The 24,871-nt window shown below is 48.5% G+C and carries 28 protein-coding genes; all 28 read left to right on the top strand.

Going from position 1 to position 24,871, the window contains the following annotated elements; translation table 11 throughout:
- Positions 1-41 precede the first annotated feature (41 nt).
- The 28 genes from rpsA (at position 42) to trpE (ending at position 24,861) form a co-directional block, all read left to right on the top strand.
- Positions 42-1,274, top strand: a complete 1,233-nt coding sequence (gene rpsA, locus DCC85_RS12890; protein WP_108465961.1) for a 30S ribosomal protein S1 — start codon at positions 42-44, stop codon at positions 1,272-1,274.
- 323 nt (positions 1,275-1,597) lie between these two features.
- The gene (der, locus tag DCC85_RS12885; protein WP_108465960.1) at positions 1,598-2,920 is read left to right on the top strand and encodes a ribosome biogenesis GTPase Der; all 1,323 of its coding nucleotides are present in this window, start codon (positions 1,598-1,600) and stop codon (positions 2,918-2,920) included.
- Positions 2,921-2,928: 8 nt separating this feature from the next.
- Complete coding sequence (gene plsY, locus DCC85_RS12880) at positions 2,929-3,543, top strand: glycerol-3-phosphate 1-O-acyltransferase PlsY (protein ID WP_108465959.1); 615 nt, start codon at positions 2,929-2,931, stop codon at positions 3,541-3,543.
- Positions 3,536-4,576: an NAD(P)H-dependent glycerol-3-phosphate dehydrogenase gene (locus tag DCC85_RS12875; RefSeq protein ID WP_108465958.1), complete on the top strand. Its 1,041-nt coding sequence runs from the start codon at positions 3,536-3,538 to the stop codon at positions 4,574-4,576. Before plsY ends, DCC85_RS12875 begins: the two co-directional genes overlap by 8 nt.
- A gap of 70 nt (positions 4,577-4,646) precedes the next feature.
- Positions 4,647-4,922, top strand: coding sequence for a stage VI sporulation protein F (locus tag DCC85_RS12870; protein WP_108465957.1), 276 nt, complete (start codon positions 4,647-4,649; stop codon positions 4,920-4,922).
- Positions 4,923-5,115: 193 nt separating this feature from the next.
- Positions 5,116-5,766, top strand: a complete 651-nt coding sequence (locus DCC85_RS12865) for a hypothetical protein (RefSeq protein WP_108465956.1) — start codon at positions 5,116-5,118, stop codon at positions 5,764-5,766.
- Positions 5,767-5,771: 5 nt separating this feature from the next.
- On the top strand, positions 5,772-6,122 hold the full coding sequence (locus tag DCC85_RS12860; protein WP_108465955.1) for a 2Fe-2S iron-sulfur cluster-binding protein: 351 nt from the start codon (positions 5,772-5,774) through the stop codon (positions 6,120-6,122).
- A 263-nt stretch (positions 6,123-6,385) separates the two neighbouring features.
- Positions 6,386-6,571 (top strand): hypothetical protein, encoded by a 186-nt coding sequence (locus DCC85_RS23000; protein ID WP_159081874.1) that lies wholly within the window; start codon positions 6,386-6,388, stop codon positions 6,569-6,571.
- 19 nt (positions 6,572-6,590) lie between these two features.
- Positions 6,591-8,069 carry a stage IV sporulation protein A gene (spoIVA, locus tag DCC85_RS12855; RefSeq protein WP_108467853.1) on the top strand — a complete coding sequence of 493 codons (1,479 nt, stop codon included), beginning with the start codon at positions 6,591-6,593 and terminating at the stop codon, positions 8,067-8,069.
- Between the two features lie 196 nt (positions 8,070-8,265).
- A complete protein-coding gene (locus tag DCC85_RS12850) occupies positions 8,266-9,336 on the top strand; it encodes a sugar ABC transporter substrate-binding protein (protein ID WP_234414161.1) in 1,071 nt (356 codons plus the stop codon).
- Positions 9,337-9,404: 68 nt separating this feature from the next.
- Positions 9,405-10,919, top strand: coding sequence for a sugar ABC transporter ATP-binding protein (locus DCC85_RS12845; RefSeq protein ID WP_108465953.1), 1,515 nt, complete (start codon positions 9,405-9,407; stop codon positions 10,917-10,919).
- On the top strand, positions 10,916-11,902 hold the full coding sequence (locus tag DCC85_RS12840) for an ABC transporter permease (protein WP_108465952.1): 987 nt from the start codon (positions 10,916-10,918) through the stop codon (positions 11,900-11,902). The genes DCC85_RS12845 and DCC85_RS12840 overlap by 4 nt, the downstream gene beginning before the upstream one ends.
- Before the next feature lie 194 nt (positions 11,903-12,096).
- Positions 12,097-12,369 carry an HU family DNA-binding protein gene (locus DCC85_RS12835; RefSeq protein WP_068617082.1) on the top strand — a complete coding sequence of 91 codons (273 nt, stop codon included), beginning with the start codon at positions 12,097-12,099 and terminating at the stop codon, positions 12,367-12,369.
- Positions 12,370-12,466: 97 nt separating this feature from the next.
- The gene (gene mtrB / locus DCC85_RS12830) at positions 12,467-12,703 is read left to right on the top strand and encodes a trp RNA-binding attenuation protein MtrB (RefSeq protein WP_108465951.1); all 237 of its coding nucleotides are present in this window, start codon (positions 12,467-12,469) and stop codon (positions 12,701-12,703) included.
- A 106-nt stretch (positions 12,704-12,809) separates the two neighbouring features.
- Positions 12,810-13,370, top strand: coding sequence for a hypothetical protein (locus DCC85_RS12825; RefSeq protein ID WP_108465950.1), 561 nt, complete (start codon positions 12,810-12,812; stop codon positions 13,368-13,370).
- A 148-nt stretch (positions 13,371-13,518) separates the two neighbouring features.
- Positions 13,519-14,388, top strand: coding sequence for a heptaprenyl diphosphate synthase component 1 (locus tag DCC85_RS12820; protein WP_108465949.1), 870 nt, complete (start codon positions 13,519-13,521; stop codon positions 14,386-14,388).
- 14 nt (positions 14,389-14,402) lie between these two features.
- Positions 14,403-15,131: a demethylmenaquinone methyltransferase gene (locus DCC85_RS12815; RefSeq protein ID WP_108465948.1), complete on the top strand. Its 729-nt coding sequence runs from the start codon at positions 14,403-14,405 to the stop codon at positions 15,129-15,131.
- Positions 15,124-15,996 (top strand): UbiA-like polyprenyltransferase, encoded by an 873-nt coding sequence (locus DCC85_RS12810; protein ID WP_108465947.1) that lies wholly within the window; start codon positions 15,124-15,126, stop codon positions 15,994-15,996. The genes DCC85_RS12815 and DCC85_RS12810 overlap by 8 nt, the downstream gene beginning before the upstream one ends.
- Positions 15,996-16,622 (top strand): UbiX family flavin prenyltransferase, encoded by a 627-nt coding sequence (locus tag DCC85_RS12805; protein ID WP_108465946.1) that lies wholly within the window; start codon positions 15,996-15,998, stop codon positions 16,620-16,622. Before DCC85_RS12810 ends, DCC85_RS12805 begins: the two co-directional genes overlap by 1 nt.
- Before the next feature lie 10 nt (positions 16,623-16,632).
- Complete coding sequence (locus tag DCC85_RS12800; protein ID WP_108467852.1) at positions 16,633-17,466, top strand: menaquinone biosynthesis protein; 834 nt, start codon at positions 16,633-16,635, stop codon at positions 17,464-17,466.
- Positions 17,466-18,440, top strand: coding sequence for a polyprenyl synthetase family protein (locus DCC85_RS12795; protein ID WP_108465945.1), 975 nt, complete (start codon positions 17,466-17,468; stop codon positions 18,438-18,440). Before DCC85_RS12800 ends, DCC85_RS12795 begins: the two co-directional genes overlap by 1 nt.
- Positions 18,441-18,534: 94 nt before the next feature.
- Entirely contained in the window at positions 18,535-18,978 is a 444-nt protein-coding gene (gene ndk / locus DCC85_RS12790; RefSeq protein WP_108465944.1) for a nucleoside-diphosphate kinase, read from the top strand.
- On the top strand, positions 18,969-19,802 hold the full coding sequence (locus tag DCC85_RS12785; protein ID WP_442789490.1) for a CheR family methyltransferase: 834 nt from the start codon (positions 18,969-18,971) through the stop codon (positions 19,800-19,802). The genes ndk and DCC85_RS12785 overlap by 10 nt, the downstream gene beginning before the upstream one ends.
- A gap of 80 nt (positions 19,803-19,882) precedes the next feature.
- Positions 19,883-20,059 (top strand): hypothetical protein, encoded by a 177-nt coding sequence (locus tag DCC85_RS22995; protein ID WP_159081873.1) that lies wholly within the window; start codon positions 19,883-19,885, stop codon positions 20,057-20,059.
- A gap of 183 nt (positions 20,060-20,242) precedes the next feature.
- Positions 20,243-21,412, top strand: a complete 1,170-nt coding sequence (gene aroC, locus DCC85_RS12780) for a chorismate synthase (RefSeq protein WP_108465943.1) — start codon at positions 20,243-20,245, stop codon at positions 21,410-21,412.
- Complete coding sequence (gene aroB / locus DCC85_RS12775; RefSeq protein WP_108465942.1) at positions 21,412-22,518, top strand: 3-dehydroquinate synthase; 1,107 nt, start codon at positions 21,412-21,414, stop codon at positions 22,516-22,518. Before aroC ends, aroB begins: the two co-directional genes overlap by 1 nt.
- Positions 22,511-22,885, top strand: coding sequence for a chorismate mutase (aroH, locus tag DCC85_RS12770; protein ID WP_108465941.1), 375 nt, complete (start codon positions 22,511-22,513; stop codon positions 22,883-22,885). Before aroB ends, aroH begins: the two co-directional genes overlap by 8 nt.
- 404 nt (positions 22,886-23,289) lie before the next feature.
- Positions 23,290-24,861 carry an anthranilate synthase component I gene (trpE, locus tag DCC85_RS12765; protein WP_108465940.1) on the top strand — a complete coding sequence of 524 codons (1,572 nt, stop codon included), beginning with the start codon at positions 23,290-23,292 and terminating at the stop codon, positions 24,859-24,861.
- Positions 24,862-24,871 lie beyond the last annotated feature (10 nt).

Raw genomic sequence — 24,871 nt, 5'->3', positions numbered from 1 at the left:
GTTTAAATAAATGGGTTTTTTGAACTGAGGAGGGTATTGAGATGTCGGAAGAAATGAAAGATCAGCAAGAAACTGTAGAAGCGACAAATCAAGATGAATTGGAGCAAATCGTATCCTTGAAAAAAGGGGACACCGTCAGAGGAACGATCGTCAAAGTCGAAGATAATCAGGCTTATGTAAGCATCGGATATAAATATGACGGCGTTATTCCTATTCGTGAGTTGTCTTCAGTTCAGCTGGATTCCGCTGCTGAAGCTGTTCAAGTAGGACAAGAAGTAGAGGCAAAAGTCGTTAGCATCAATGATGAGAAGGAAAGCCTTGTTCTCTCCAAACGTGCGATCGACAGTGAGAATGCTTGGGATGAGCTGCAAAAGCGCTTTGACAGCCAAGAAACATTTGAAGTTGTCGTTAAAGACGTTGTTAAAGGCGGCATTGTAGTTGATGTTGGCGTTCGTGGTTTTATTCCTGCATCTATGGTTGAACGTCACTTTGTAGAAGATTTCAGCGATTACAAAGGTCGCACACTTCGCGTAAAAGTTAAAGAACTCGACCGCGAGAACAACAAAGTGATTCTGTCCCAGAAGGATGTTCTGGATGAAGAGTTCGAAGTTAACAAACAAAAGATAATGGCAGAACTCCAAGAAGGCCAAGTGATCGAAGGAACAGTTCAGCGTCTGACCCAATTCGGGGCATTTGTTGATGTAGGCGGTGTGGACGGACTGGTTCACGTGTCTGAAATTGCTTGGAGCCATGTCGATAAGCCATCTGACGCTCTGTCTGAAGGAGATCAAGTGAAAGTTAAAGTGCTTAAAGTTGACCCTGAGAAGGGCAAAATCAGCCTGAGCATTAAAGCCGCTCAACCAGGTCCTTGGGAGACGGCTGCGGATCAATTCAATACAGGTGACATCGTTACCGGTGAAGTTAAGCGTCTGGTGAACTTCGGCGCATTCGTAGAGATTGCTCCAGGGGTAGAAGGACTCGTTCATATTTCCCAAATTTCTCATAAACATATCGGAACACCGCATGAAGTGCTTAAAGAAGGTCAATCCGTTCAAGTTAAAATCCTTGACGTGAATCCTTCTGAGAAGCGTGTTAGCTTGAGCATCAAGGAAACAGAAGAAGCTCCGGCTCCAGCTCCTAAAGCAGAAAGAACCAGCAATAAGGGCCACTCTGCACGCGAAGAGCTGAACAATCCAAATGTTTCTCTCAGCAATCAAGGAATGAGCATTACCCTTGGTGAGCGCTTTGGTGATAAGCTGAGCAAATTGAAATAAGCTACCATTGTAAGTTGGCGATTAGCGGCGAACTCGATTAAGGGTTCGCCGTTTTTTATTGAACGATTGAGTGATTACAGATTGGATATAATACAAATGGACGGATTTGTAAATCTAGGGTGGCTTGGCGGAATGTTCGCCAATTGCGGCTTTTTTTGCTATGATGAGTAACGGAAGACAAAGGGTAAGAGTATGATTGATTCTTTAAGACGAATTCGTATGTTCAGGTGGATATAGGTTAAGATAGTATCCCTTTTTCAATGAATTTGGAGACAAAAGTTAATCTGAAGTTGCATGGTTGTTCAAGTATAGGAGGAATGAGTATGGCAAGACCGGTAGTGGCCATTGTCGGCCGACCTAATGTGGGGAAATCTACGATCTTTAACCGCATTATCGGCGACAGATTAGCCATTGTAGAAGACAAGCCGGGAATAACCCGGGATAGAATTTATGGTATTGCAGAATGGAACGGCAAGCCCTTCAGCATTATTGACACGGGAGGGATTGAGATTGACGGTGAGGATACGATTCTGAAATCGATTCGTGCACAGGCTGAGCTCGCTATTGAAGAAGCCGACGTCATTATCTTTATGTGTGACGCAAAGGCCGGTGTTACCCAATCCGATGAGGAAGTTGCAACCCTGCTGTATCGGTCGGGAAAACCGGTTCTCATGGCTGTTAATAAAGTGGATAATTTAAATCGGGTTGATCACATTTATGAGTTCTACAACCTGGGCTTTGGTGATCCTATCGCTGTGTCAGGAAGCCATGGAACTGGCGTTGGAGATTTGCTGGACGCTATTGTAGACAATCTTCCAGTAATTGAAGAAGAAGAATATGATGAAGATGTGATTCGTGTCGCACTTATCGGCCGCCCGAATGTAGGGAAGTCCTCGCTAGTCAACGCCATTCTTGGCGAAGAGCGAGTAATCGTAAGCGACATCGCGGGAACTACGAGGGATGCGATCGATACCCCATTTGAGAAGGACGGGCAGCGATATGTGCTCATCGATACGGCAGGCATGCGCAAGCGCGGTAAGGTCTATGAGACGACAGAGAAATACAGCGTGATGCGGGCATTGAAGGCGATTGAACGCTCTGATGTTGTCTTGGTCGTGATTAACGGCGAGGAAGGCATTATTGAGCAGGACAAGCATATCGCCGGTTACGCATATGAGGCTGGGAAAGCGTCTCTGTTTGTTGTGAATAAGTGGGATGTTGTAGAGAAGAATGACAAGACCATGCAGGAATTTGAACGCAAGATTCGGGATCATTTCCTGTTTATGACCTATGCCCCTGTGGTGTTCCTATCCGCGAAGACCAAACAACGTCTTCATAAGCTACTTCCAGTTGTCCAGCATGTATCGGAGCAGCATGCGAAGCGCGTTCAGACACATCTGCTCAATGATGTCGTGTCGGATGCAGTTGCAATCAACCCACCGCCTACAGATAAAGGACGGCGGCTGCGTATTAACTATGTAACCCAGGTTGCGGTGAAGCCTCCGACGATCGTCGTTTTCGTGAATGATCCGGAGTTGATGCACTTCTCTTATGAACGCTATTTAGAGAACAAAATTCGCGCCGCATTTGATTTTGACGGGACACCGATCCGATTGTTCACTCGGCGCAAGTCTGATGAAGGTTAGGGGATAACATGGTTATTTTTTCAATATTGGCTGTGGTCATCAGTTATCTGCTGGGTTCCATCAGCTTCAGTGTTCTGTTGGCCAAAGCGCTTAAGGGAATTGATATTCGCCAGCACGGCAGTGGAAATGCGGGAGCTACGAATACGCTGCGAACACTAGGAAAAGGGCCTGCAGTTCTTGTCCTTATGCTCGATATTCTAAAAGGAATTGCAGGTGTATGGCTGGGGATCTGGCTTGGCAATGGATCTGAATGGGTGCCAGCGCTTTGTGGAATCGCTGTAATCATCGGCCATAACTGGCCGGTGTATTTCCGGTTCCGCGGCGGAAAGGGCATTGCCTCAACTATAGGTGTGATGGCAACCCTTTTCTTCTTCCCAGCCTTATACGCCGGGATTATTGCGATTCTATCCATCGTGTTTACACGATTCGTCTCGCTTGGTTCCTTGATCTTTGTGTTGTTGACGCCGGTTTTCCTTCTATTTACCGGTGAACACGGGCCATATTTATGGACCAGTCTCATTATCTGCGTGTTTGCCTTCTGGCGGCATCGCAGTAATATCGTAAAGCTGATTCAGGGTCGTGAGAACAAACTGGGATCCAAAGGAGGGAAACGGGTTGTTTAATAAGGCAGCTGTTTTGGTAGCAGGTAGCTGGGGTACGGCTCTGGCAAGCGTACTGGCAGATAACGGCGTTGAGGTGGCTTTATGGACCCGGAATAAGAATCAGGCAGAACAAGTAAATCATGAGCATCGGAATGAGCATTATTTGCCTGGAGTAACATTGTCGCCCAATATTCATGCGACAACCGATATGGGAGAGGCGCTGAAGGGGGCTGAAGCCGTCGTAATGGTGGCCCCATCTTCTGCTGTTAGGTCGGTCTCCAGGGAGCTGAAGAAGTATTGGCAGCCAGATATGCTTGTTCTTCACGCAACAAAAGGCTTCGAAACAGAAAGTATGAAGCGGATTTCTACGGTTATTTCTGAAGAATTGGACTGTCCAGAGGGCCAGATCGTTGTATTGTCCGGTCCCAGCCATGCTGAAGAAGTGGTTAAGCGATGTCCCACTACTGTAGTTGTAGCATCGCAGGAGGAGATCCAAGCTAAGCGTGCTCAGGAATTATTTATGAATTCATACTTTCGTGTTTATACGAATCGTGATGTGATAGGTGTTGAGCTTGCAGGCGCCTTGAAGAATATCATTGCACTAGGTGCAGGCATGTCGGATGGGCTGGGCTTTGGGGATAATGCCAAAGCTGCTTTGCTTACCCGCGGGCTTGCTGAAATTACCCGGATCGGCGTCGAAATGGGTGCCAATCCTTTAACGTTTGCGGGATTGGCTGGGGTGGGCGACCTTGTCGTTACAGCTACAAGCCAGCACAGCCGGAATTGGCGCGCTGGCTACCTTCTAGGCCAAGGTAAACCGCTGGATGAGGTGCTTGAATCCATGGGAATGGTTGTCGAGGGAATTCGCACGACCAAGGCGGCCCATGAAATTTCTGAGCAGTATGGGGTCCAGATGCCGATTGCTCGTCAGCTCTATCACGTTCTATTTGAGGGACTTCAGGTGCGTACTGCCGTTGAGGCTCTAATGGGACGTGACCCTAAGACAGAGATGGAGGTCATGTCACTCGAAACTTGGGAGCAGTGGCATACCTGATCGATTGAATTCACCATTCCTCCTCCTTTGGCATACACTGCCATAGAGCACTGCCGGAGGAGGGATGAGCATGAGTAAAAATATTTCCAAGGATGCACTGAATGCCATTAACAAGAAAACTGGAAAAAACATCAGTGAAAATGCTGTAAAAAAATTAGCTAGCACAGTCAAGCCATCTACGTTACAAAGTGAGACTCAATTGCGCCAGCTTATTAAGCAGGTATCTTCTATGGCTAATGTGCCCGTGTCGGAGCAGACCATCAATGAAATCATCGTTGCTGTGAAGAAGAGCGGCATGAATCCGCACAGTATGGAATCTTTGATGAAAATGATGATAAAAAAATAGTTTTTTCTTACATGAGCCCTTCGCCGCTTACGTGGTTGAAGGGTTCATTGTTATAAAATCAGGCGTGGCTCAAGGCCTGTTAGAATGTTATAATGTGAAGCATATTTTCAAGGAAAGGGCCGCCGGAACAAAGGAGCGCTCGATTGAGATTGGAGGCTGCTAGAGAACATTACCCGGCGAAGAAAGAATAGCGATGATGACCTTAAATCAGTATGTTCAATCGAATGGCCTAACCGGACATCCCGAACTGGGTATGGTGCTGGACGAGCTAGCCCGGCTCCTTGCACAGGAGGAAGCATCCTGGCTGCTAGGTGGAAGCTCAAGTCTATGGCTTCAAGGTGTGCAGTTGTCTAGTGAGCCTAGAGATATTGATATTTATTGCGATCTTTCAGATGCGAATCTGCTGCATAACAAATTAGCGAAATATTCTATAGATAAGCCGGTAATGGATACAAGCGGACTATATCGCTCATTACTGAGCCACTATGTGCTTATGAGTAAGCCTATAGAGTTGGTAGGAGGCTTCGAGGTATCTGCTGATGGAGGGATGTACCAGGTTCAAATTGAAGCGCTGCTGTACCCGTACGCTCCGGAAGTGGTGCCGAACCTAAAACTGATGCCGCTGCCTCACGAATTAATGTTCAATATTCTTCGTGAGCGGAAAGACCGCTATCTCCCGATAGCTGAACATATGAGCAGGCAGCTGGATGTACATTTGCCGCTTATATCCAGTCTGCTACTAAGTTCGGCTAACCGATGGACAAAAGATCAGATTCTTAAACTGGGAGAAGTTCTGAGGGCTCCGCAGCTTGTTGTGGTATGGGAGAAGGGGCTTAGGAGGTGATTCTATTGGATGTACAAATTACTTTTCTGCCTCAAGGGAAGACAGTTAAAGTGAAACAGGGAACGACAGTGCTGTCTGCTGCAAGGCTTGCTAGAATTCATATTGCAACTCGCTGCGGGGGGAAGGCTTCATGTATGATGTGCAAGGTACATACAGAGCCGGGTGCACAGAATGGCTTGGCTGCGCTTACGGCTGCGGAAGAGCGTAAGCTCGGCTCGCTGGCTGGCCAGGGGGTTAGGCTGGCCTGCCAGGCTAAGCTTCAGGGGACTGCAACTGTAAGGCTTCCAGAAGATCGTCTAAAGGCGGCTATTCGCCGGCAGCTAGAGCAACAGGAAGAAGATGATTTGCTCTGGTAGGTCAGATTTACAACGAATACAGCTGACCCGTGTGTAAGATAACCGTCCGGTGTTCCGGACGGTTATTTGTGCTGCTTATGTGTATTTTGATAGCGGACTTCAAGCGTAAGTCATACTTTTTTGCAGGTGAACATAAATATGTAATACGGCACCCAAATGCTGTTCGTCTTCGGACCGTTGAAGCTTTGTGGCGGTATGCAGGAAGTAACCTGTTGCTCTTTGATGACCGCTAAAATTCCGTCATAAATCTTCATCCGGTACATATGATGATACTAGTCCAAATGCATGTACGAGTTTACGCCGCTTCGTTCCATCGAAAGTCGACACGTTCTCTCGGCGGCGGACGCGGGCGGGGTAGACAGCTGCTCTGCCGCCTGCACAGGTTGAAAGGCTCAGGGTCCAAAAGCGAGGCGGATGCTCTCAAGGCATTTATCCTTCGGCAAATTTGAGGAGGGGATATCATTGGTATTGGAGAAAGTAGACATTTTTAAAGACATTGCCGAACGTACCGGAGGAGATATTTATCTGGGCGTAGTTGGAGCGGTTCGCACAGGCAAGTCAACATTTATTAAGCGGTTTATGGAAACGGTGGTACTTCCTAATATTTCTAGTGAAGCTGACCGGGTCCGGGCAGTAGATGAGCTGCCGCAAAGCGCGGCAGGTAAGACAATTATGACTACAGAGCCCAAATTCGTTCCGAACAATGCAGTTCAAATTAAGGTTGCAGAAGGACTTGAGGTGAATGTTCGGCTGGTTGATTGTGTAGGATATGCCGTCGAGGGAGCTAAAGGCTATGAGGACGAGAATGGGCCAAGAATGATCTCTACACCTTGGTTTGAAGAGCCGATCCCGTTCCAAGAAGCTGCTGAGATTGGTACGCGCAAGGTCATCCAGGAGCATTCTACACTGGGTGTTGTGATCACTACAGACGGTACAGTTGCCGACATTCCCCGATATTCATATGTAGAGTCGGAGGAACGGGTTGTTAATGAATTAAAGGAGGTTGGCAAGCCGTTCGTGCTTGTCATCAACTCAGCCAAACCGCGCAGTGAGGAGGCACTTCAGCTTCGCAGTGAGCTTGCGGCGAAGTACGATATTCCTGTGCTGACCTTAAGTGCGGCTACAATGAGTGAAGAAGACGTAACTGGCGTACTCCGCGAAGTGCTGTATGAGTTCCCTGTGCACGAGGTTAATGTCAATCTGCCAAGTTGGGTCATGGTGCTAAACGATAATCACTGGCTGCGCAGTAATTATGAGAATTCTGTGCGAGACACTGTGAAGGATATCCGGCGTTTGCGCGATGTGGAGCGGGTAGTCGGAAGCTTTATGGAATATGATTTCATCGACCATGCAGGCTTGAGTGGTTTGAATATGGGGCAAGGCGTTGCGGAAATTGATCTTTATGCGCCGGATGATTTATATGATCGGATTCTGACCGAAGTGGTCGGGGTTGAGATTCGAGGGAAGGACCACTTGCTGCAATTGATGCAGGAATTTACACATGCCAAGCGGGAATATGATCGGTTTGCCGAGGCCCTGGAAATGGTGAAGACGACGGGCTATGGTATTGCAGCTCCATCGCTAGCTGAGATGGCGCTGGATGAGCCGGAATTGATCCGCCAAGGCTCCAGATTTGGGGTTAGACTGAAGGCAACAGCTCCTTCGATTCATATGATCCGCGTCGATGTGGAATCCGAATTTGCCCCGATTATTGGAACTGAGAAGCAGAGCGAAGAGCTCGTACGCTACTTGATGCAGGATTTTGAGAATGATCCAATTAAAATTTGGGAATCCGATATATTTGGCCGCTCCCTGCATTCGATTGTCAGGGAAGGTATCCAGGGCAAGATTGCGCTCATGCCGGATAATGCCCGGTATAAGCTGCAGGAGACGCTGGGACGTATCATCAACGAAGGTTCGGGTGGTTTGATTGCGATAATCCTTTAAGTAAAAATAGTTATTTGAAAAGCCGAGAAACGCTATGTTTCTCGGCTTTTTTTGCATTTTTTTATTGCTAGGCGTTATCGTTTTAATCCGTTAAAAAATAAAATTACTAAAACCAATTTACATACTTGGATTTAGGCGTTATATTGTTAATTAATCATTTTAATTTTGAGATATGAATCAGGGGGAGACGAGAGAAATGAGCACTTTTTGGAGAAGTTCGAGAACAGTTTTTGTATTGATTGTAGCAAGCGTTATGCTTCTGCTGAGTGCCTGCGGACAGAATAAAGGAGGGGCTGCAACTGCGCCTGCTGATCCGAATAAGCCGCTTGCTGGCAAACGCATTGCTTTAATTATGGAATTCAATACAGGAACCTTCTCTCAGCAGTATGTACAAGGGGTTACAGAGGAAGTGAAGAAGTTCGGCGGGGAATTAACTACCTTTGTGGCAGAGAATAAGAAGGAGAAGATGGCTTCCTTGCTCGAATCCGCTGTGAATCAGCATTTTGATGTGATCTTGACAGACCACGGAACTGCGGATGTGCTGCAGAACGGAATTCAAAAAGCAGTCGAGCGCAAAATTCCGGTCGTTGTTTTCGATGCGGATATCCAGATTCCGGGTGTAACCGTATTGTCCCAGGATGATGCAAGTATGGCTAAAGTAACATTGGATCAGCTGAAAAAAGATGTAGGCGGTAAAGGAAATATCGTTAAGGTTTGGGTTGCAGGCTTTGCTCCAATGGAACGCCGCCAGACGGAATATGCAAAGTTTATGTCCGAGAATCCGGATATTAAGGAAATTGCAACTTTCGGAACGGCAGAGAATCCTGCGCTTGACGCTCAGTCTCAGATGGAGGCCGTGCTGAAGCAATATCCTAAGGGGCAGATTGCGGCGGTGTGGACCGCATGGGATGAATTCGCTAAGGGAGCTGCCCGGGCGATTCAGCAAGCAGGACGTAACGAGATCAAACTATATGGCATTGATATGAGCGACGAAGACCTGCAAATGATTCAGGATAAAAATAACCCTTGGGTCGCTTCCGCAGCCGTTGATCCGAAAGACATCGGACGGATTCAGGTACGCTATGCTTACCAGAAGCTTCACGGGGATCAGACGGAAGACAGTGTTGTACTGAAATCCGTACTTGTCTCCCAAGACAGCTTGCCGGATAAACAAATCTCTACCGATGAACTATCCCAATACGTAAAGGGCTGGGGAGAATCCAAGCAGGGGATTGCTGATTGGATGAAGGATTACGGTGTCGAATAAGCCTTAAAGTGCACAATGTTCATGGGGCGCGCCGCTAAGGCGCGCCTCTTCCATCAGGGGGGATGATGATGACAGAAGCTGCTTTTCAGCTGGAGACTACGAGTATTTCTAAGAGTTTTGCTGGCAATCCGGCTCTTCAGGATGTAAACATCACCATTCGCGGCGGTGAAATTCATGCGCTCCTAGGTGCAAATGGAGCAGGGAAAAGCACACTCATGAAAATTCTATCTGGGGCGTATCAAGCCGATCAAGGAGCCATTCGAATCAACGGTAGCGAGGTTAGCATTGCATCTCCAGCGGATGCCAAGGGGCTTGGCATCCACTGTGTATATCAGGAGGTAGATGCGGCACTCGTTCCACAGCTGTCCGTAGCCGAGAATATCATGCTTGATGACTTAAGCAAGACGAAGAGCGGCTGGTTTACACGCCCCAAGGAGCTTGAACAGCGGGCTAAGGCTCTTCTAGAGAGGCTGCACTCCGGGATTTCTGTTCGTCGCAAGGTGGCAGAACTTAGCATTGCAGAGAAGCAGATGACGCTGCTTGCAAGAATTATGTCTCAGGAGGCCAAGGTCATCATATTTGACGAGCCAACAGCTCCACTTAGTGTAACGGAGACAGAAATTTTGTTCAAAATTATGCATGACCTAAAGAATAGCGGTGTGGCTTGTATTCTCATTACTCATCGGTTGTCAGAGGTGATAGAGCACGCAGATATCGTGACCATTATGAGAGATGGGAAGATGGTTCATGAAGGCAGTGCACGTGAGATTAAGGCAAAGGGTATTATTGCGCATATGCTGGGAAAGACGTTTGAAGAAGAGTTCCCTAAGATTCCCGCTGAAATTGGCGAGAACATATTGGAGGTACGTAATGCTGCGCGGGGAGTAAGGGTCAAAGGAGTAGACCTCTCACTCAGACGAGGGGAGATTCTGTCGGTTGTTGGGCTTGTCGGTGCCGGTAAGACAGAGCTTGCGAGACTGCTTAGCGGTGCGGACCCTCTGGAAGCCGGAGATGTTAAGGTAGGTGGACGAAGCCTGCGGCTGAGGCAGCCTGCTGATGCCGTGCACGCAGGAATTGTCTCAGTTCCCGAAGAAAGGCGCAAGCAAGGAATATTCATCCAAGAATCTGTAGCTACGAATTTAAGCCTGCCTGTTCTTGATAAGCTGAGCCGTTTTGGATTTGTCAACCGGCAGCGAGAAAAGCAAACGGGAGGCCAGATTGCAGACCGTCTCGGAATTAAATTAGCTTCGCTGAACCAGCTTGTTCAGTATTTAAGCGGAGGCAACCAGCAGAAGGTGGCTATCGGCAAATGGCTGCAGGCTGATGCTGATATATTCATCTTCGATGAGCCGACCAAAGGGGTCGATGTAGGCGCCAAAAGTGATATTTTCAGAATCATCGGACAGTTGGCAGCTGCTGGGAAGGGCATCTTATACTTGACCAGTGAACTTGACGAGGGAATTGGAATTGGGGACCGTATTGCGGTGATGTATGATGGCCAAATCGTTAAGACCTTTGAGCGCGGGCAGGCCAGTCAAGAGAAACTATTACTATACGCCAGCGGAGGCCAGGAGGAGTTATGAAAGATAAAACTTTGAATTTTTTGTTCCGGTATGGGGCGGTCATTGTAGTGATTGGAGTTATTGCTTTTTTTTCGTTTCGACTGCCCTATTTCTTCACCTATGACAATGCCGCGGATATATTGCGCTCCATTTCAATTGTAACCTTTGTGGCAATCGGTGTTACGCTATCCCTAGTGGTTGACGGGTTTGATCTCTCGGTAGGTGCTACAGTTTCGCTGACTACTGTCGTGACCGCTTCGCTGATGATCTGGTATGAAATGCCTCTTTATGTCGTGATTATTGTACCGTTAATTATCGGTGCGCTGATCGGACTATTGAACGCATTTCTAATTGTTAAGATGAGAATTCCAGATCTACTGGCAACCTTGACCATAATGTATATTGTCAGCGGGATTCACAAGACCTACACTCAAGGCTATAACATTTATAACCATATGCAGTTTCAGGATGGGACCAAAGCGCCCGGTGAAATGAATAAGACATTTCTTCAGCTGGGCCAAGGGGAGTGGCTTGGTATTCCGATATCAGTGATTTTACTTGTCATAGCGGTTGTTTTGGTGCATATTTTTTTAAACCGTACCAAATATGGGCGCCAAATGTATGTCACCGGTGGGAATGAAGAAGCGGCAAGACTGTCTGGTATCAAGGTTAAAAAGGTGCGAACTTATGCTTATATGGCTTCTGGCATATTTGCCGCTATTGGGGGTATTCTGTATGCCTCCAGAGTAGGCTCAGGGCAAATTGATGCAGGTTCTCCACTCTTGATGGAGGCTGTTGCAGCTGTTTTTGTCGGCTTCTCGGTATTTGGAGCAGGCAAGCCCAACATTGTTGGCACCTTTATCGGCTCTGTGCTTATTGGGGTGCTGGTCAACGGGCTGACGATGATGAACGTCCCTTATTTTACGCATGATATCATCAAAGGGGGAGTGCTTGTTCTGGCTCTTTCCGTAACATTCTATGTTTTAAACCGGTCGCGAACCTAATTTAACTTGAAATTCCAGATAGGGTGTATTACTATAGGTTTGTTCTTGCCTAGCGGATCAGGGCGGATATAGGCATAATTTGCCCATATCCACCTTATCATCGCAATACTGCCGTATTTTGCGTATAATTTCTGGCAAAACGGAAACAAAGGATAGCAAGAGCAAGGTAATTCCTGTCCGGGGAGGTGAATATTATGAATAAATCTGACCTGATCGCACAGGTATCCGAAAGCACAGAGCTTTCTAAGAAGGATGTAACAAAAGCAGTAGACGCTGTTTTTGAAGCTATTTCTGAGGCGCTGCAAAACGGAGACAAGGTGCAGCTGGTGGGCTTCGGCAACTTCGAAGTTCGTGAACGCTCCGCACGTAAAGGCCGTAATCCGCAAACCGGAGAGGAAATCGAAATCCCTGCGAGCAAAATCCCTGCTTTCAAACCAGGTAAGGCGCTCAAAGACGGAATTAAATAAAGATTTCTACATATTTTCCGTACCGAGGTCCGTGAGCATAGGTTCACGGCCCTTTTCTTTTGATCATGCAAATGAGAGTGAACGGAGGTTACTGGTGATGGATCATGATGAGAAGTTGGTGGGTAGCGGTGAGTATTTTGTCGTGAAAGCCAAGGAACAGGGAGTGCAGGTGTTTGGATTGACCCGGGGGAAGGATACCCGCTTTCATCATACAGAGAAGCTGGACAAGGGAGAGGTGCTCATCGCCCAGTTTACTGAGAACACCTCTGCAGTTAAGGTGAGAGGCAAGGCCATTGTTATGACAAAACATGGTGTCATCGACACGGAAGAATAAACGATTTGCAGGCATAGCCTGCTTTTTTTCATTGTAAAATGAGATAAAGACCTTATTGTGCGGCGCAAACACCGTTTTGGCCAAGCACAGAAAAGAGGGGCTGCTCATGTTTCGGTGGAAAATCGTTTTTTGGACTCTATCAGCAACGTTGATAACTTCTGTGGTGACAGCAGCGCTATTTCATTGGCAGGGCCTCGCGGAGGGGAACGGTGCCCGGGCTACACAGGAAGTGCTTGTGCATCAAGACGACCTGCAGCTTACACAGCATAACCTGGTGGATCTTCTTGCGGCGATACCGCTTCACAATCGTCTTTCCAGGGTTAATTTAGAACAAGGTGTTTTAGATATCGATCTAAAAATATCAGATGCAAGCGTAGGTGCGGCAGTTATTTATGAAGACATAGCCGAGCTTGGACTATTTGCAATGGAGCGAACAACAAACTTGAAGCAATTAAGAATTCGCATCATTGCAGAAGATCGCTGGCTCGGAACAAGTCCACTGCTGCTGGCTGCCGATCTGCGCAGAGGAGAATTCTCGGTCTCTACCGCCGAGCGGCTGATGAGTGCTGGCAATAAGGGACTAGAAGAAAATCTTAAGCAGGAGATCCGGTTGATGGAGACAGGTCTCTACAGAAGGAACTTTACAACTCCAAAAGACCCTTCTTAGACCAAGATTCTATCCGCATCGGTCAGTAAATCATTATGCCGTTTATCTCATAACGACCGTGTGCGCGGGATATCAACTTGTGATATAATATACAACATTGTGACTAACCCGTTTCAATGAGATTCCAGATCGGCTCGGAGGCTTTGGCATGAAATTTTACCGTGTTCCAGAATTGGCAAAAAAATATGTCGAGTATGACATGATTAAGGCGCATACGGAGCTTCCGAACTTCCCGGACCCCCGTGTTCGCTTACTATACACTTTTCTAAAGGTTCAGAAGCCGGAAGATGAACGGGCCCTGGAGACCAGTGCTTTGGCTACATTTCTGGTGCAGCTGGCAATGGACACACATGACCTCATCGATCCGGAGCCTGAACGCAAGGAAGAGAAGCAGATGCGCTCAAGACAGATGAAGGTACTCGCTGGCGACTATTTTAGCGGCACATTCTATGAGCTGTTAGCCAAAGCAGGTCAGGTGGATATGATCGCGCTTCTAGCTTCTGCTGTTTGCGAGGTCAATCGGCTTAAGGCCGGATTCTACAGCCGGATGAAGCGGATGCTGCTGAGCCGGGACGAATATCTTAAGGAAAGCTCTCAGGTGAAGATGGGGCTGTTCCACTTTTTTACGCCTATGTTGGACAAGGCTGTACAGAATTTATGGCGGTATCTGCTTAGCGAAATCAGCCGCTGTGAGGTGCTGGCCGAAGAGATTCGTAAAAGCGGGGGAATTCCTGAAGAATACCGCGGCTACGCCTATTTGAGTATTATGGAGACGGGAACAGCCGAGGATAAGCAATTACTGGCCAAAAGCAGAGTTTCAGAACGGGAATGGTCTGCTTTGCTTGTGAAGTATAACGTGAAGGAACAGCTTGCTAGCAAGCTGCATCATTCCGTTGCCCGGGTGCAAGAGCTACTCCAGGAGGGGGCGGGCGAATGGATGCAGAGGGAGCTGTCCGGAATTTTGGAGCCGTTCTCGGCTCTGCTAGGAAAGTCCCGTTCCGCTTTGAATGAAGGGTAAGGTGAAACATTACGGTGGACAGTCAATCTTCAAAACCAAAAGAGCAGTTTGTCCATGAAGTTTTTGAGAGCATTGCTCCCAAATATGACAGGATGAACGACATTTTAAGCTTCCGCCGGCATAAAGCCTGGCGGAAGTTCACTATGGACCGTATGCAGATGTCTAAGGGCGATACGGCCATAGATTTGTGCTGCGGTACATGCGATTGGACAATCAGCATGGCAGAAGCAAGCGGCGGGGAAATCGTTGGGCTTGATTTCAGCGAGAATATGCTGCAGGTAGGCCGCTCCAAAGTTACACAGCGAAGCCTTGAAGGCCAAATCAGCCTTGTGCAGGGGAACGCGATGGAGCTTCCATTTGAAGATGGGAAATTTGACTATGCAACGATCGGCTTCGGACTCCGGAATGTACCGGATTTGCGCAAGGTGCTGTCCGAAATGAAACGCGTGGTCAAGCCTGGCGGCATGGTGGTCTGTCTGGAGCTGTCCAAGCCAACTTGGCAGCCTTTCAAGGGCATTTATTATTTCTACTTTGAGAAAGTTCTCCCGCGATTGGGAAAGCTGTTCGCAAAGCGTTATGAGCAGTACAAGTGGCTGCCCGATTCTCTAGTACAATTCCCGGGCCGCGACGAGCTTGCGGAGATTTTTCGTGAAGTCGGATTGGAGAAGGTTAAAGCGTATCCTTTAACGGGCGGTATTGCCGCATTACACATCGGAATTAAGGAGACGCAGCAGCATGTTTAAGAAAATCGGCATCTTTTTACAAATGATTAAGTTTGAACATACAGTATTCGCATTGCCCTTTGCCTTTATGGGAGCATTGCTTGGATCTGTTTCGCTTCGAGGAACATTTCCTAGTTGGGCTGAAATTGGCTGGATTCTGCTCGCCATGTTCGGTGCGCGCAGCGCAGCCATGGGACTGAACCGGCTGATCGACCGAGTCAGTGACAAGAAGAACCCTCGTACAGCGGGAAGAGCAATCCCTGCGGGTCTGCTCAAAATAAGCGAAGTTGTCATCTTTATTATCGCCTCATTTGTTCTTTTATTCTGGGCGGCCTGGGAGCTGAATTCACTCGCAATGAAGCTGCTGCCGATCGCCGTGTTTATGCTTGTGCTATATTCATACACCAAGCGATTCACCTGGCTATGTCACGTTGTTCTAGGCTTCACAATTGCGCTGGCTCCGCTTGGCGGATGGGTTGCAGTCACGGGACAGGTGAACTGGACCGCTATGGTGTTTTTTGTCGCGATTGCTTTTTGGGTTGCTGGCTTTGATATTATTTATTCTTGTCAGGATGTGGAATTTGACACGAAGGAAGGGCTTTACTCGATTCCGGTTCGTTTTGGAGTAGCGCGTTCCTTGATCATCGCTAAGTGCTTTCACATTGTAACCGCGGCTGGCTTTGTAGCGCTGCTCGTCATGACAGATCTTGGCTGGTGGTATATCGCGGGTATGATTCTTTCATTCGTGATCCTCTTCTATGAGCATCATATCGTAACACCGAAAGATCTTAGTCGTCTGCAAACGGCCTTCTTCACTATGAATGGGGTGCTGAGCATAGCGGTCTTTATCTTCACTTTTATTGATTTGGTGGTGTACCAATACTGATGGATAACCAGCGTAAAAGAGCCTATGTAGTAGGGATCACAGGAGCAAGCGGATCTGTCTATGCCATAAAGCTAATCGAGACGCTGCTGCAGCTGGAATATCATGTGCATCTCGTCATTACGAATGCGGGCTGGAGAGTGATCCGTGAAGAACTAAATTGGAATACAACGGATCGGGATAAGCTGCTTGAAGAGAAATTTGGGTCTTTTCCCGGCAAATTCACCTATCACCCTATCGGTAATATCGGAGCCTCCATTGCGAGCGGCTCATACCAGGTCGAGGGCATGATTGTCATGCCTTGCTCGATGGGTACGTTGTCCGGCATTGCGCACGGTTCGTCAGACAATTTGCTTACACGGGCTGCGGATGTCATGCTTAAGGAGGCAAGGCCTCTGGTGCTGGTGCCGCGCGAAACGCCTCTGCATGCCATCCACCTGGAGAATATGCTGAAGCTAGCCCGCCTTGGCGTGAAGATCGTTCCAGCAATGCCTGCTTTTTATTTTGGACCACAGACCATGGATGATCTTGTCTCTTTCCTGGTGGGGAAAGTCCTTGACAGCCTGAGAATTGAACATCAATTATTCACCAGATGGGGGGAGCAGGAGCTTGACACAGAACGAAGCTAATTTAACCAGAATGGGGAAAATTGTGTATACGAATGTTTGGCCGGTTTTCCACCATTTTCATCCGGAGATGATCAGTCCATCTATTCAGATGGTAACTGAGGTTCCGGCAGTGCTAAATCGCGCCCTTCTGGCGGGAGAGTTGGACCTATCACCGGTTTCTTCCTTCGCCTATGGCACGGGGAGCGATTCGTTGAAACTGCTGCCTGGATTGTCGGTAAGTTCTGATGGGCCGGTCAATTCTATTCTTGTATTCTCACGCAAGCCTTTTAAGGAAACTGTGAACGGGGTGATCGCTTTAACGAACACTTCTGCTACCTCGGTCAATTTGCTTAAGATTATTGTAGAGAAGGCTTTTGGCGGCAAACCGACCTACTGGAACAGCGAGCCCACGCTTGATCAGATGATGGAGAAGAGTGATGCGGCGCTGCTCATTGGCGATCATGCGATAAGAGCTTCTTGGACCGATCATGGATACTATGTGACCGACCTAGGTCAGGTGTGGAAGGAATGGACAGGCCTGGGCATGACGTTTGCTGTATGGGCTGTACAAGAAGATTTTGCAGAGCGGAATGCTGAACTCCTCGGTGAGATTGTTGCGGCTTTCCAGGACAGCAAGCGGAGAAGCCTTCAGGATTTACGACCTCTGTCCCAGCAGGCATGTGCCGAAATCGGGGGGACGGAAGCCTATTGGATGAATTACTTTAGAACACTGCGGCATGATTTATCAGACAGACAGCAGGAAGGCTTGGCTTTATATTACAAATATGCATACGAAATGGGGCTCTTAAACAAGCCGGTTGATATGAGAATATGGAATGATACTAAGCTGATGCGGGTGAAATAATGAAACTATTGGACATATTCGGTTCACTGAAAAAGGATATGGATTTTATCGAACAACAGCTTTATCGCAGTATAGAAGGGGAAGAGGAGCTGCTGGGCGAAACATCATTGCATCTCTTGAAGGCCGGCGGCAAACGCCTCCGACCTGTCTTTGTACTGCTGGGCGGAAAATTCGGGGATTATGAGCTGGAGAAGCTGCAATATGTGGCCGTGCCTCTCGAGCTGATTCACTCCGCTTCCTTGGTTCATGATGATGTCATCGATGATGCTGACACCCGCAGAGGTAAGCCGACGGTCAAATCTAAGTGGGATAACCGGATTGCGATGTATACCGGGGATTACATATATGCAAAAGCACTTATGCTGGCAACCCAGCTTACAAATCCGGAAATTCACCGGATTCTCTCTAAGGCGATGGTGCAGATGTCTATTGGAGAAATGGAGCAGCTGCGAGACTTCTTCAATACAGATCAGACTGTACGGAACTATTTGCTGCGCATCAGACGCAAGACAGCGCTGCTGATTGCGATCAGCTGTCAGCTTGGAGCCATTGCTGCGGGTGCTCCTGCGCCTGTCAGTTCCTTGTTATACCGGTATGGATATAACGTGGGTATGGCTTTTCAAATTCGGGATGACTTGCTTGATTTGTTCGGCACGGAGAAGCAAATTGGCAAGCCTCCTGGCAGTGATATGAGGCAGGGGAATATTACTCTTCCGGTTCTTTATGCTCTTCAGGAGCCAGAGCTCAGAGAGCTGCTCCTATATGAAATTCAAGAGATTCATGAGCTTGATGGACGCAAGGATACTTCGTCTGCTATAGAAATGATCCGTCACAGTCAAGGGATTCACAAAGCTGAACAGCTGGCCGACCGCTACATTCAGAAGGCTCTGGATGCGCTGAAGCAGCTTCCTGAGAACAAAGCGCGAAAAAATTTGCAGGATATTGCGCATTTTGTGAACCGGAGAACATATTAGTCGTTTAACTTGTCTAGGTTTTCTGCTAAAATACGGGTGAAATCGCAATCCGCCCTCCATATTGAAGGAGCGGCAACTAAGCGGGAGGGGACCTATGGAAAGAACGTTTTTGATGGTTAAGCCAGACGGCGTACAGCGGGGATTGATGGGCCGCATTATCAGCCGCCTGGAAGACAAAGGGTTCAAGATGATCGCAGGGAAGTTTATCCAGGTAACAGATGAGCAGGCCGAGCGGCATTATGCAGAGCATGTAGGCAAGCCGTTTTTCGGTGAGCTGGTCGACTTTATTACTTCCGGCCCGGTATTTGCAATGGTATGGGAAGGCGACGATATCGTAGCACTCTCTCGCGCAGTAATCGGCAAGACGAAAGTTACTGAGGCGCAGCCGGGGACAATCCGTGGGGATTTCGCCGCGCATACCCCATTTAATCTGATACATGGTTCCGATGCAATCGAGAGCGCAGAACGAGAAATTGCAAATTTCTTTGAAGCTCATGAACTGCTTCGTTACGACAAGACGATTAGCCCATGGATATGAACCGAATTCAACTTAGAAGCAGCGCGACGGAGGACATAGCGGGGGAACAGGACCCTGACTACAATGGTTTCATTAAGAATGTGAAGCAGAACACAGGCATTGACCTTGCACAATATAAAGAAGCGCAGATGAAGCGGCGGCTGACAACGCTTCGGAACAAGCATGGCTACTCGACGTTTGCAGATTTCTTCGCGGCCATGCTGAAGGACAAGAACCTGTTTTATGAGTTTTTGGACAAGATGACAATTAACGTCTCAGAGTTTTGGCGCAACCCTAATCGCTGGGAGGTTTTGCGCGATAGCATCATCCCTGAGCTGCTCGGATCGAAGCGAGGTCTTAAGGTATGGAGTGCAGCCTGCTCAACAGGAGAGGAACCATATACCCTGGCTATGATACTGTCAGATAAAGGGATACTGGCCAGCAGCACGCTGCATGCAACCGATATTGATGATGGGGCTCTAGCCAAAGCTGCTAAGGGATTATACTTAGAGCGTTCGATTAAGGATGTTCCGCCGGATGTTGCCAAGCGTTATTTCACAGCCGATGGACCGATGCTCCATATTGATGAGAACCTTAAGAAGGCAGTCCGGTTCAAGAAGCAGAATTTGCTGCTTGATCCGTTCGAGGAAGGCTATGACCTCATTGTCTGCCGCAACGTTATGATCTACTTTACCGAGGAAGCTAAGCAGGCCTTATACCATAAGTTTGCTAATGCGCTTCGCCCTGGAGGCGTACTATTCGTAGGCAGCACAGAGCAAATCTTCTCGCCTGGAACATTTGGGCTGGAAGCAGCCGAGACGTTTTTTTATCGCAAGAAGCCTTGAACTTATACTGCAGTATAAAGTAATAGAACTTCTCCGATACTGGATACATAGACCAGAACTTTGGAGGGTTTTAAGCAAGCATGGACAAACGAAAGGTGATTAATGCTTATCAACGGGGACTGCTGACCGTACAAGAATGTGCGCAGGTGCTCGGCGTAGAACGAGTGCAGCTAATCAGATATTTGGATCATGAGCTGCATGAAGGAAGCTTGCAGCATCCACCAAGCAGTTCCTCGAACGCTCTGGATCATTTATAGGAAGTTACATTTCTGGCCATGCCCTCAAACTTGTTTTGGGGAGCATGGCCGTTTTTTATAATGCATGCTTATTTTGGATCTCAGCGGATTTCTTGTCAAAGCACGTAACCTATACTATAATGAGCAAAGAAATCATCGGATTTTAGCTCTTTACAGTTTAACAGTTTAAAGGGGGAACGCGGCATGAGTTTGCGCTATTTAACAGCAGGGGAGACGCACGGTCCCCAGCTGACTGCCATTATTGAAGGTTTGCCGAGCAATTTGGAATTGAATTTTGAGGAGCTTAACTTCCAGCTGCAGCGGCGTCAGAAAGGGTATGGCCGCGGTCGGCGGATGCAAATAGAACGGGATACAGCGCAGATAGTGGGCGGCGTGAGACATGGCTATACGACAGGCGCCCCTGTAGCTCTCGTTGTAGCTAATAATGATTGGAAGCATTGGCAGAAAATAATGAACATCGAACCGATCGAAGGTTCGGATGAAGAGAAGCGGCGGGTACACCGGCCTCGTCCCGGTCACGCCGACCTGAACGGTGGATTGAAGTATGATCTGAAGGATCTTCGCAATGTTCTTGAACGTTCAAGCGCACGGGAGACTGCGATCCGGGTAGCCTGCGGCGCCGTGGCCCGCCAGCTCCTGGGGCATTTCGGCATTAAGATTGCAGGGCAGGTCATTCGCATCGGGGAGATCGAGGCTCCGGCCAACTCGCTGCCGCTGGACGAACTGGCTAGAATTACGGAAGAATCCTCTGTCCGCGTTGTAGACAAGGAGACCGAGAAGAAGATGGAGGCCTACATCGATCAAATTAAACAGGAAGGCGACTCTATCGGCGGAATCGTTGAATGTGTGGTGGAGGGAGTACCTGTCGGGCTAGGCAGTCATGTGCAATATGACCGCAAGCTGGATGGCCGGATTGCCCAAGCTGTGATGTCCATCAATGCCTTCAAAGGCGTGGAGATTGGGATCGGCTTTGAAGCTGGCATACTCCGCGGCTCTCAGGTTCATGATGAGATCCTGTATAACGAGGAGCGCGGATACCATCGCGCAAGCAATCGGCTTGGCGGCTTCGAAGGCGGCATGACCAACGGTATGCCAGTGGTTGTACGCGGAGTAATGAAGCCTATTCCTACGCTGTATAAGCCTCTTCAAAGCGTAGATATTGACACGAAAGAACCGTTCACCGCCCAGGTGGAACGCTCAGATGCTTGCGCCGTACCTGCGGCGAGCGTTGTTCTGGAGAATGTGGTGGCATGGGAAATCGCCAAAGCCTTCTTGGAGAAATTCGGCGGCGATTCCATCGGTGAAGTGGAACGCAACTACCATGCATACCTGGCTCAGCTGGAGAACTACTGATGAGAACGATAACTGTTGAATTAGGTGAACGCTCTTACCCGATTCATATTGGAGAAGGCTTGCTGCAGCGTGCAGGTGAATTCTTGAAGGCTCAAGGTCTTAAGAACGGAAGCCCTCTGCTGATTGTGACGGACAGCCATGTGGCTCCTCTGTATCTCCAAGTACTGGAGACAGCCTTACAGACTGAGGGATATCGGACTTGTTCTCATATTATCGAGGCTGGTGAAGCCTCGAAGTCACTTAAGACTTATGAAGAGGTCATGACGACAGCGATACAGGCAGGGCTTGACCGGAGTTCCTCTGTTATCGCTTTGGGCGGTGGTGTTGTAGGCGACCTCGCCGGGTTCGTGGCGGCTACCTATATGCGGGGGATTAAATTCGTTCAAATGCCGACAACGATTCTTGCTCATGACAGCAGCGTAGGCGGGAAGGTGGCTGTGAACCATCCGCTCGCCAAAAATATGATCGGTTCCTTCCATCAGCCCACCCTGGTGCTGTATGATCTGAACACTCTTCAGACGCTGCCAGCCCGCGAGGTGCGGGCTGGCTTGTCGGAGGTGTTGAAGGAAGGCCTGATCTGGGATGCAGGCTTTGCATCCTGGTGTGACAAGCAGGCGGAAGCCTTGCTGTCCTTGGATGCAGAGGCGCTCGGGGTTGCCCTAGAGCGGGGCTGCTCCATCAAGGCCGAAGTGGTCTCGCATGATGAGCAGGAGCATGGGCTGCGCGCCATTCTGAACCTAGGCCATACGATTGGTCATGCACTTGAGGCAATTGGCGGATACGGCAAGCTGCTCCATGGAGAAGCGATTGCCATCGGCATGGTCGGGGCAGCGAAGCTGGCTGTGAACCGTGGTGTGGAGCCCATGCTGCTGGACGAGACGATAAGAATACTTCAGCGCTTTGAACTGCCAACGTCCATTCCGCATACTATGGATGATGAGCATATTTTGGCAGCAATGATGCATGATAAGAAATTTAAGGAGAATCAGATCGTATTCATCCTTCCTGAAGCGATTGGCAAGGTGAAGGTTGCCCCGGATATTCAGCTTCAGGAAGTGCGTGAGGTTATTAGATACCTTAAAGAACGGGAGGAAGACCATGTATAATCGGGGAATACGCGGAGCAACGACAGTAACGAAGAACAACGAGCAGGAGATTCTCGAAGCCACGGCTGTCCTTCTTCAGGAAATTGTTGATCGTAATGAGATTGAGCCTGAAGATATCTGCAGTGTTTGGATTACCATGACGGCTGATTTGGATGCAGCCTTCCCGGCCAAGGCTATTCGCCAGCTCGAAGGCTGGGACATGGTACCTCTGATGTGTTCGACAGAAATTCCTGTTCAGGGAAGCCTGCCGCGTTGCATCCGCTTTATGATCCAGGTTAACACGGAGAAGGGACAGCGGGAAATGAAGCATGTGTATTTGAACGATGCGCAGCTTCTCCGTCCAGACCTTGTAGCTGCAAAAGAGTAAATTTAAAGCGAGAAATGTTACATGGCCGGTTGCTAATGTGACAAAGATCGTTTATAGTGATGTTAGTTAATGAACAGCAGCACAAGGTGCTCCTGTGAAGAGTGAACAGTTGAGAGATTTGAGTAAGAGCTGAGTAGAGTTGAGCTGAGTTGAGTCGAGCAGAGTATAGTCGAGCGGAATTTTTATTGAGAATGGTCTTCGGCAGAGGGATCAGCACTGTTGTATATCCTTTTTTAGCGATTGCAGGTGCCTTGTGTGGTCTATTTGCTTACATCTGAAGATCATGCTAATAAAACAGGTCCGTCTATATTCCCTTCTGCATATCATCAACCTCTACTTCGGTAGAGGTTTTTTTGTTGCTCAAAAGACCAGCGAAAGACCCATGTGAAGAAGGAGTGAATGATATGACAACCCCCCAGATTGAACAGGTCATCGCCATGGCAAAGGACTATAACTTAATACCGATTGCCCGTCCCATTATGGCAGATATGGAGACACCCATTCGGGTTTTTCAGCGTTTTGCTGCTAAGCAGCGGGCCTTTTTGTTAGAAAGTGTGGAAGGCGGGGTTCAGTGGGCCAGATATTCCTTTATCGGCACGGACCCATTCCTCTTAATATCGGCCAAAAACGGCCGGGTTGTATTGGAGCAAGGCGGGGAAGAGCGTCAGCTGGGCGGGAATCCGATTGAGGAGCTGAAGGCGGTCTTAAGACAGTATCGCAGCCCCAAAGTTCCTGAGCTTCCTCCATTTACAGGAGGAGCGATCGGTTATTTCGGTTATGACCTGCTTCAATATTATGAGAAACTGCCGGCGCATGCGCTTGATGATCTGCAGATGGATGATATCAAGTTTATGTTCTGTGATCAGGTCATTGTATTTGACCATGTCAAGCAGCGCATCCTGCTTGTGTCGAATGTGCATATCGCTCCAGGAGCGACGGATGAGGAGATTCGCGCGGCTTATGATGCTGCCGTTTCTAGGCTCAATCATGCTGCGGGTATGCTGGCGGAAGAACATAGCGGGGAGCCGTTTAGCGCCTTAGTTTTCCCAACCGATGTAGAGCTTGGACCCATTGCATCCAACCTGACAAAGCAGCAGTATATGGCTAATGTGGACCAGGCGAAGGAGTACATCCGGTCCGGGGATATTTTCCAGGTCGTATTGTCCCAGCGATTCCATATTGAGACCGAAGTTTCTCCGCTCCAGGTTTATCGTGTGCTGAGAACGATGAATCCCTCTCCTTATATGTATTATCTGAAAATGGATGATGAGGTTATCGTCGGAACTTCGCCGGAAGCGCTGGTCAAGGTGGAGAATGGCCGCATCGAAACCCGTCCGATTGCCGGGACCCGTCCGAGGGGAGCTACAGAAGAAGAAGACCGGCGGCTTGAAGAGGAGCTGCTGCAGGATGAGAAGGAACGGGCAGAGCACTTAATGTTAGTGGATTTAGGGCGAAATGACCTTGGACGTGTGGCGGAGTTTGGGACGGTGAAATGCGAGCAATTTATGGAGATTGAGAGATACTCCCACGTCATGCATATTGTATCTGCGGTGGCTGGTCGTTTAAGGCAGGATAAGGATTTCTTCGATGCTTTCCTCTCTTGTCTTCCGGCAGGAACTGTATCCGGTGCTCCGAAGCTTAGAGCAATGCAGATTATCGCGGAGCTGGAGCAGGAGGCGCGCGGTCCGTATGCCGGAGCTATTGGCTATCTGGGCTTCTCGGGAAATATGGATTCCTGCATCACCATTCGCACGATTTTATTTAAGCAAGGTAAAGCCTACGTGCAGGCCGGGGCGGGGATTGTATGGGACTCTGAACCGGAGAAGGAATATGAGGAAACCGTCAATAAAGCAAAGGCGCTACTGAAAGCGATTCGTACGGCGGAAGCTATGTTTCCGGCAAAAGCCAAGCCGCTGCCGGTGAGCAGCATGGCGAATCAAGATTATTTATATGAATACACACAAACCCAATTGTAATGAAGGAGGA

The organism is Paenibacillus sp. CAA11, assembly GCF_003060825.1.
Classification (GTDB): domain Bacteria; phylum Bacillota; class Bacilli; order Paenibacillales; family Paenibacillaceae; genus Fontibacillus.
This window is presented reverse-complemented; position numbering and strand designations above follow the sequence as displayed.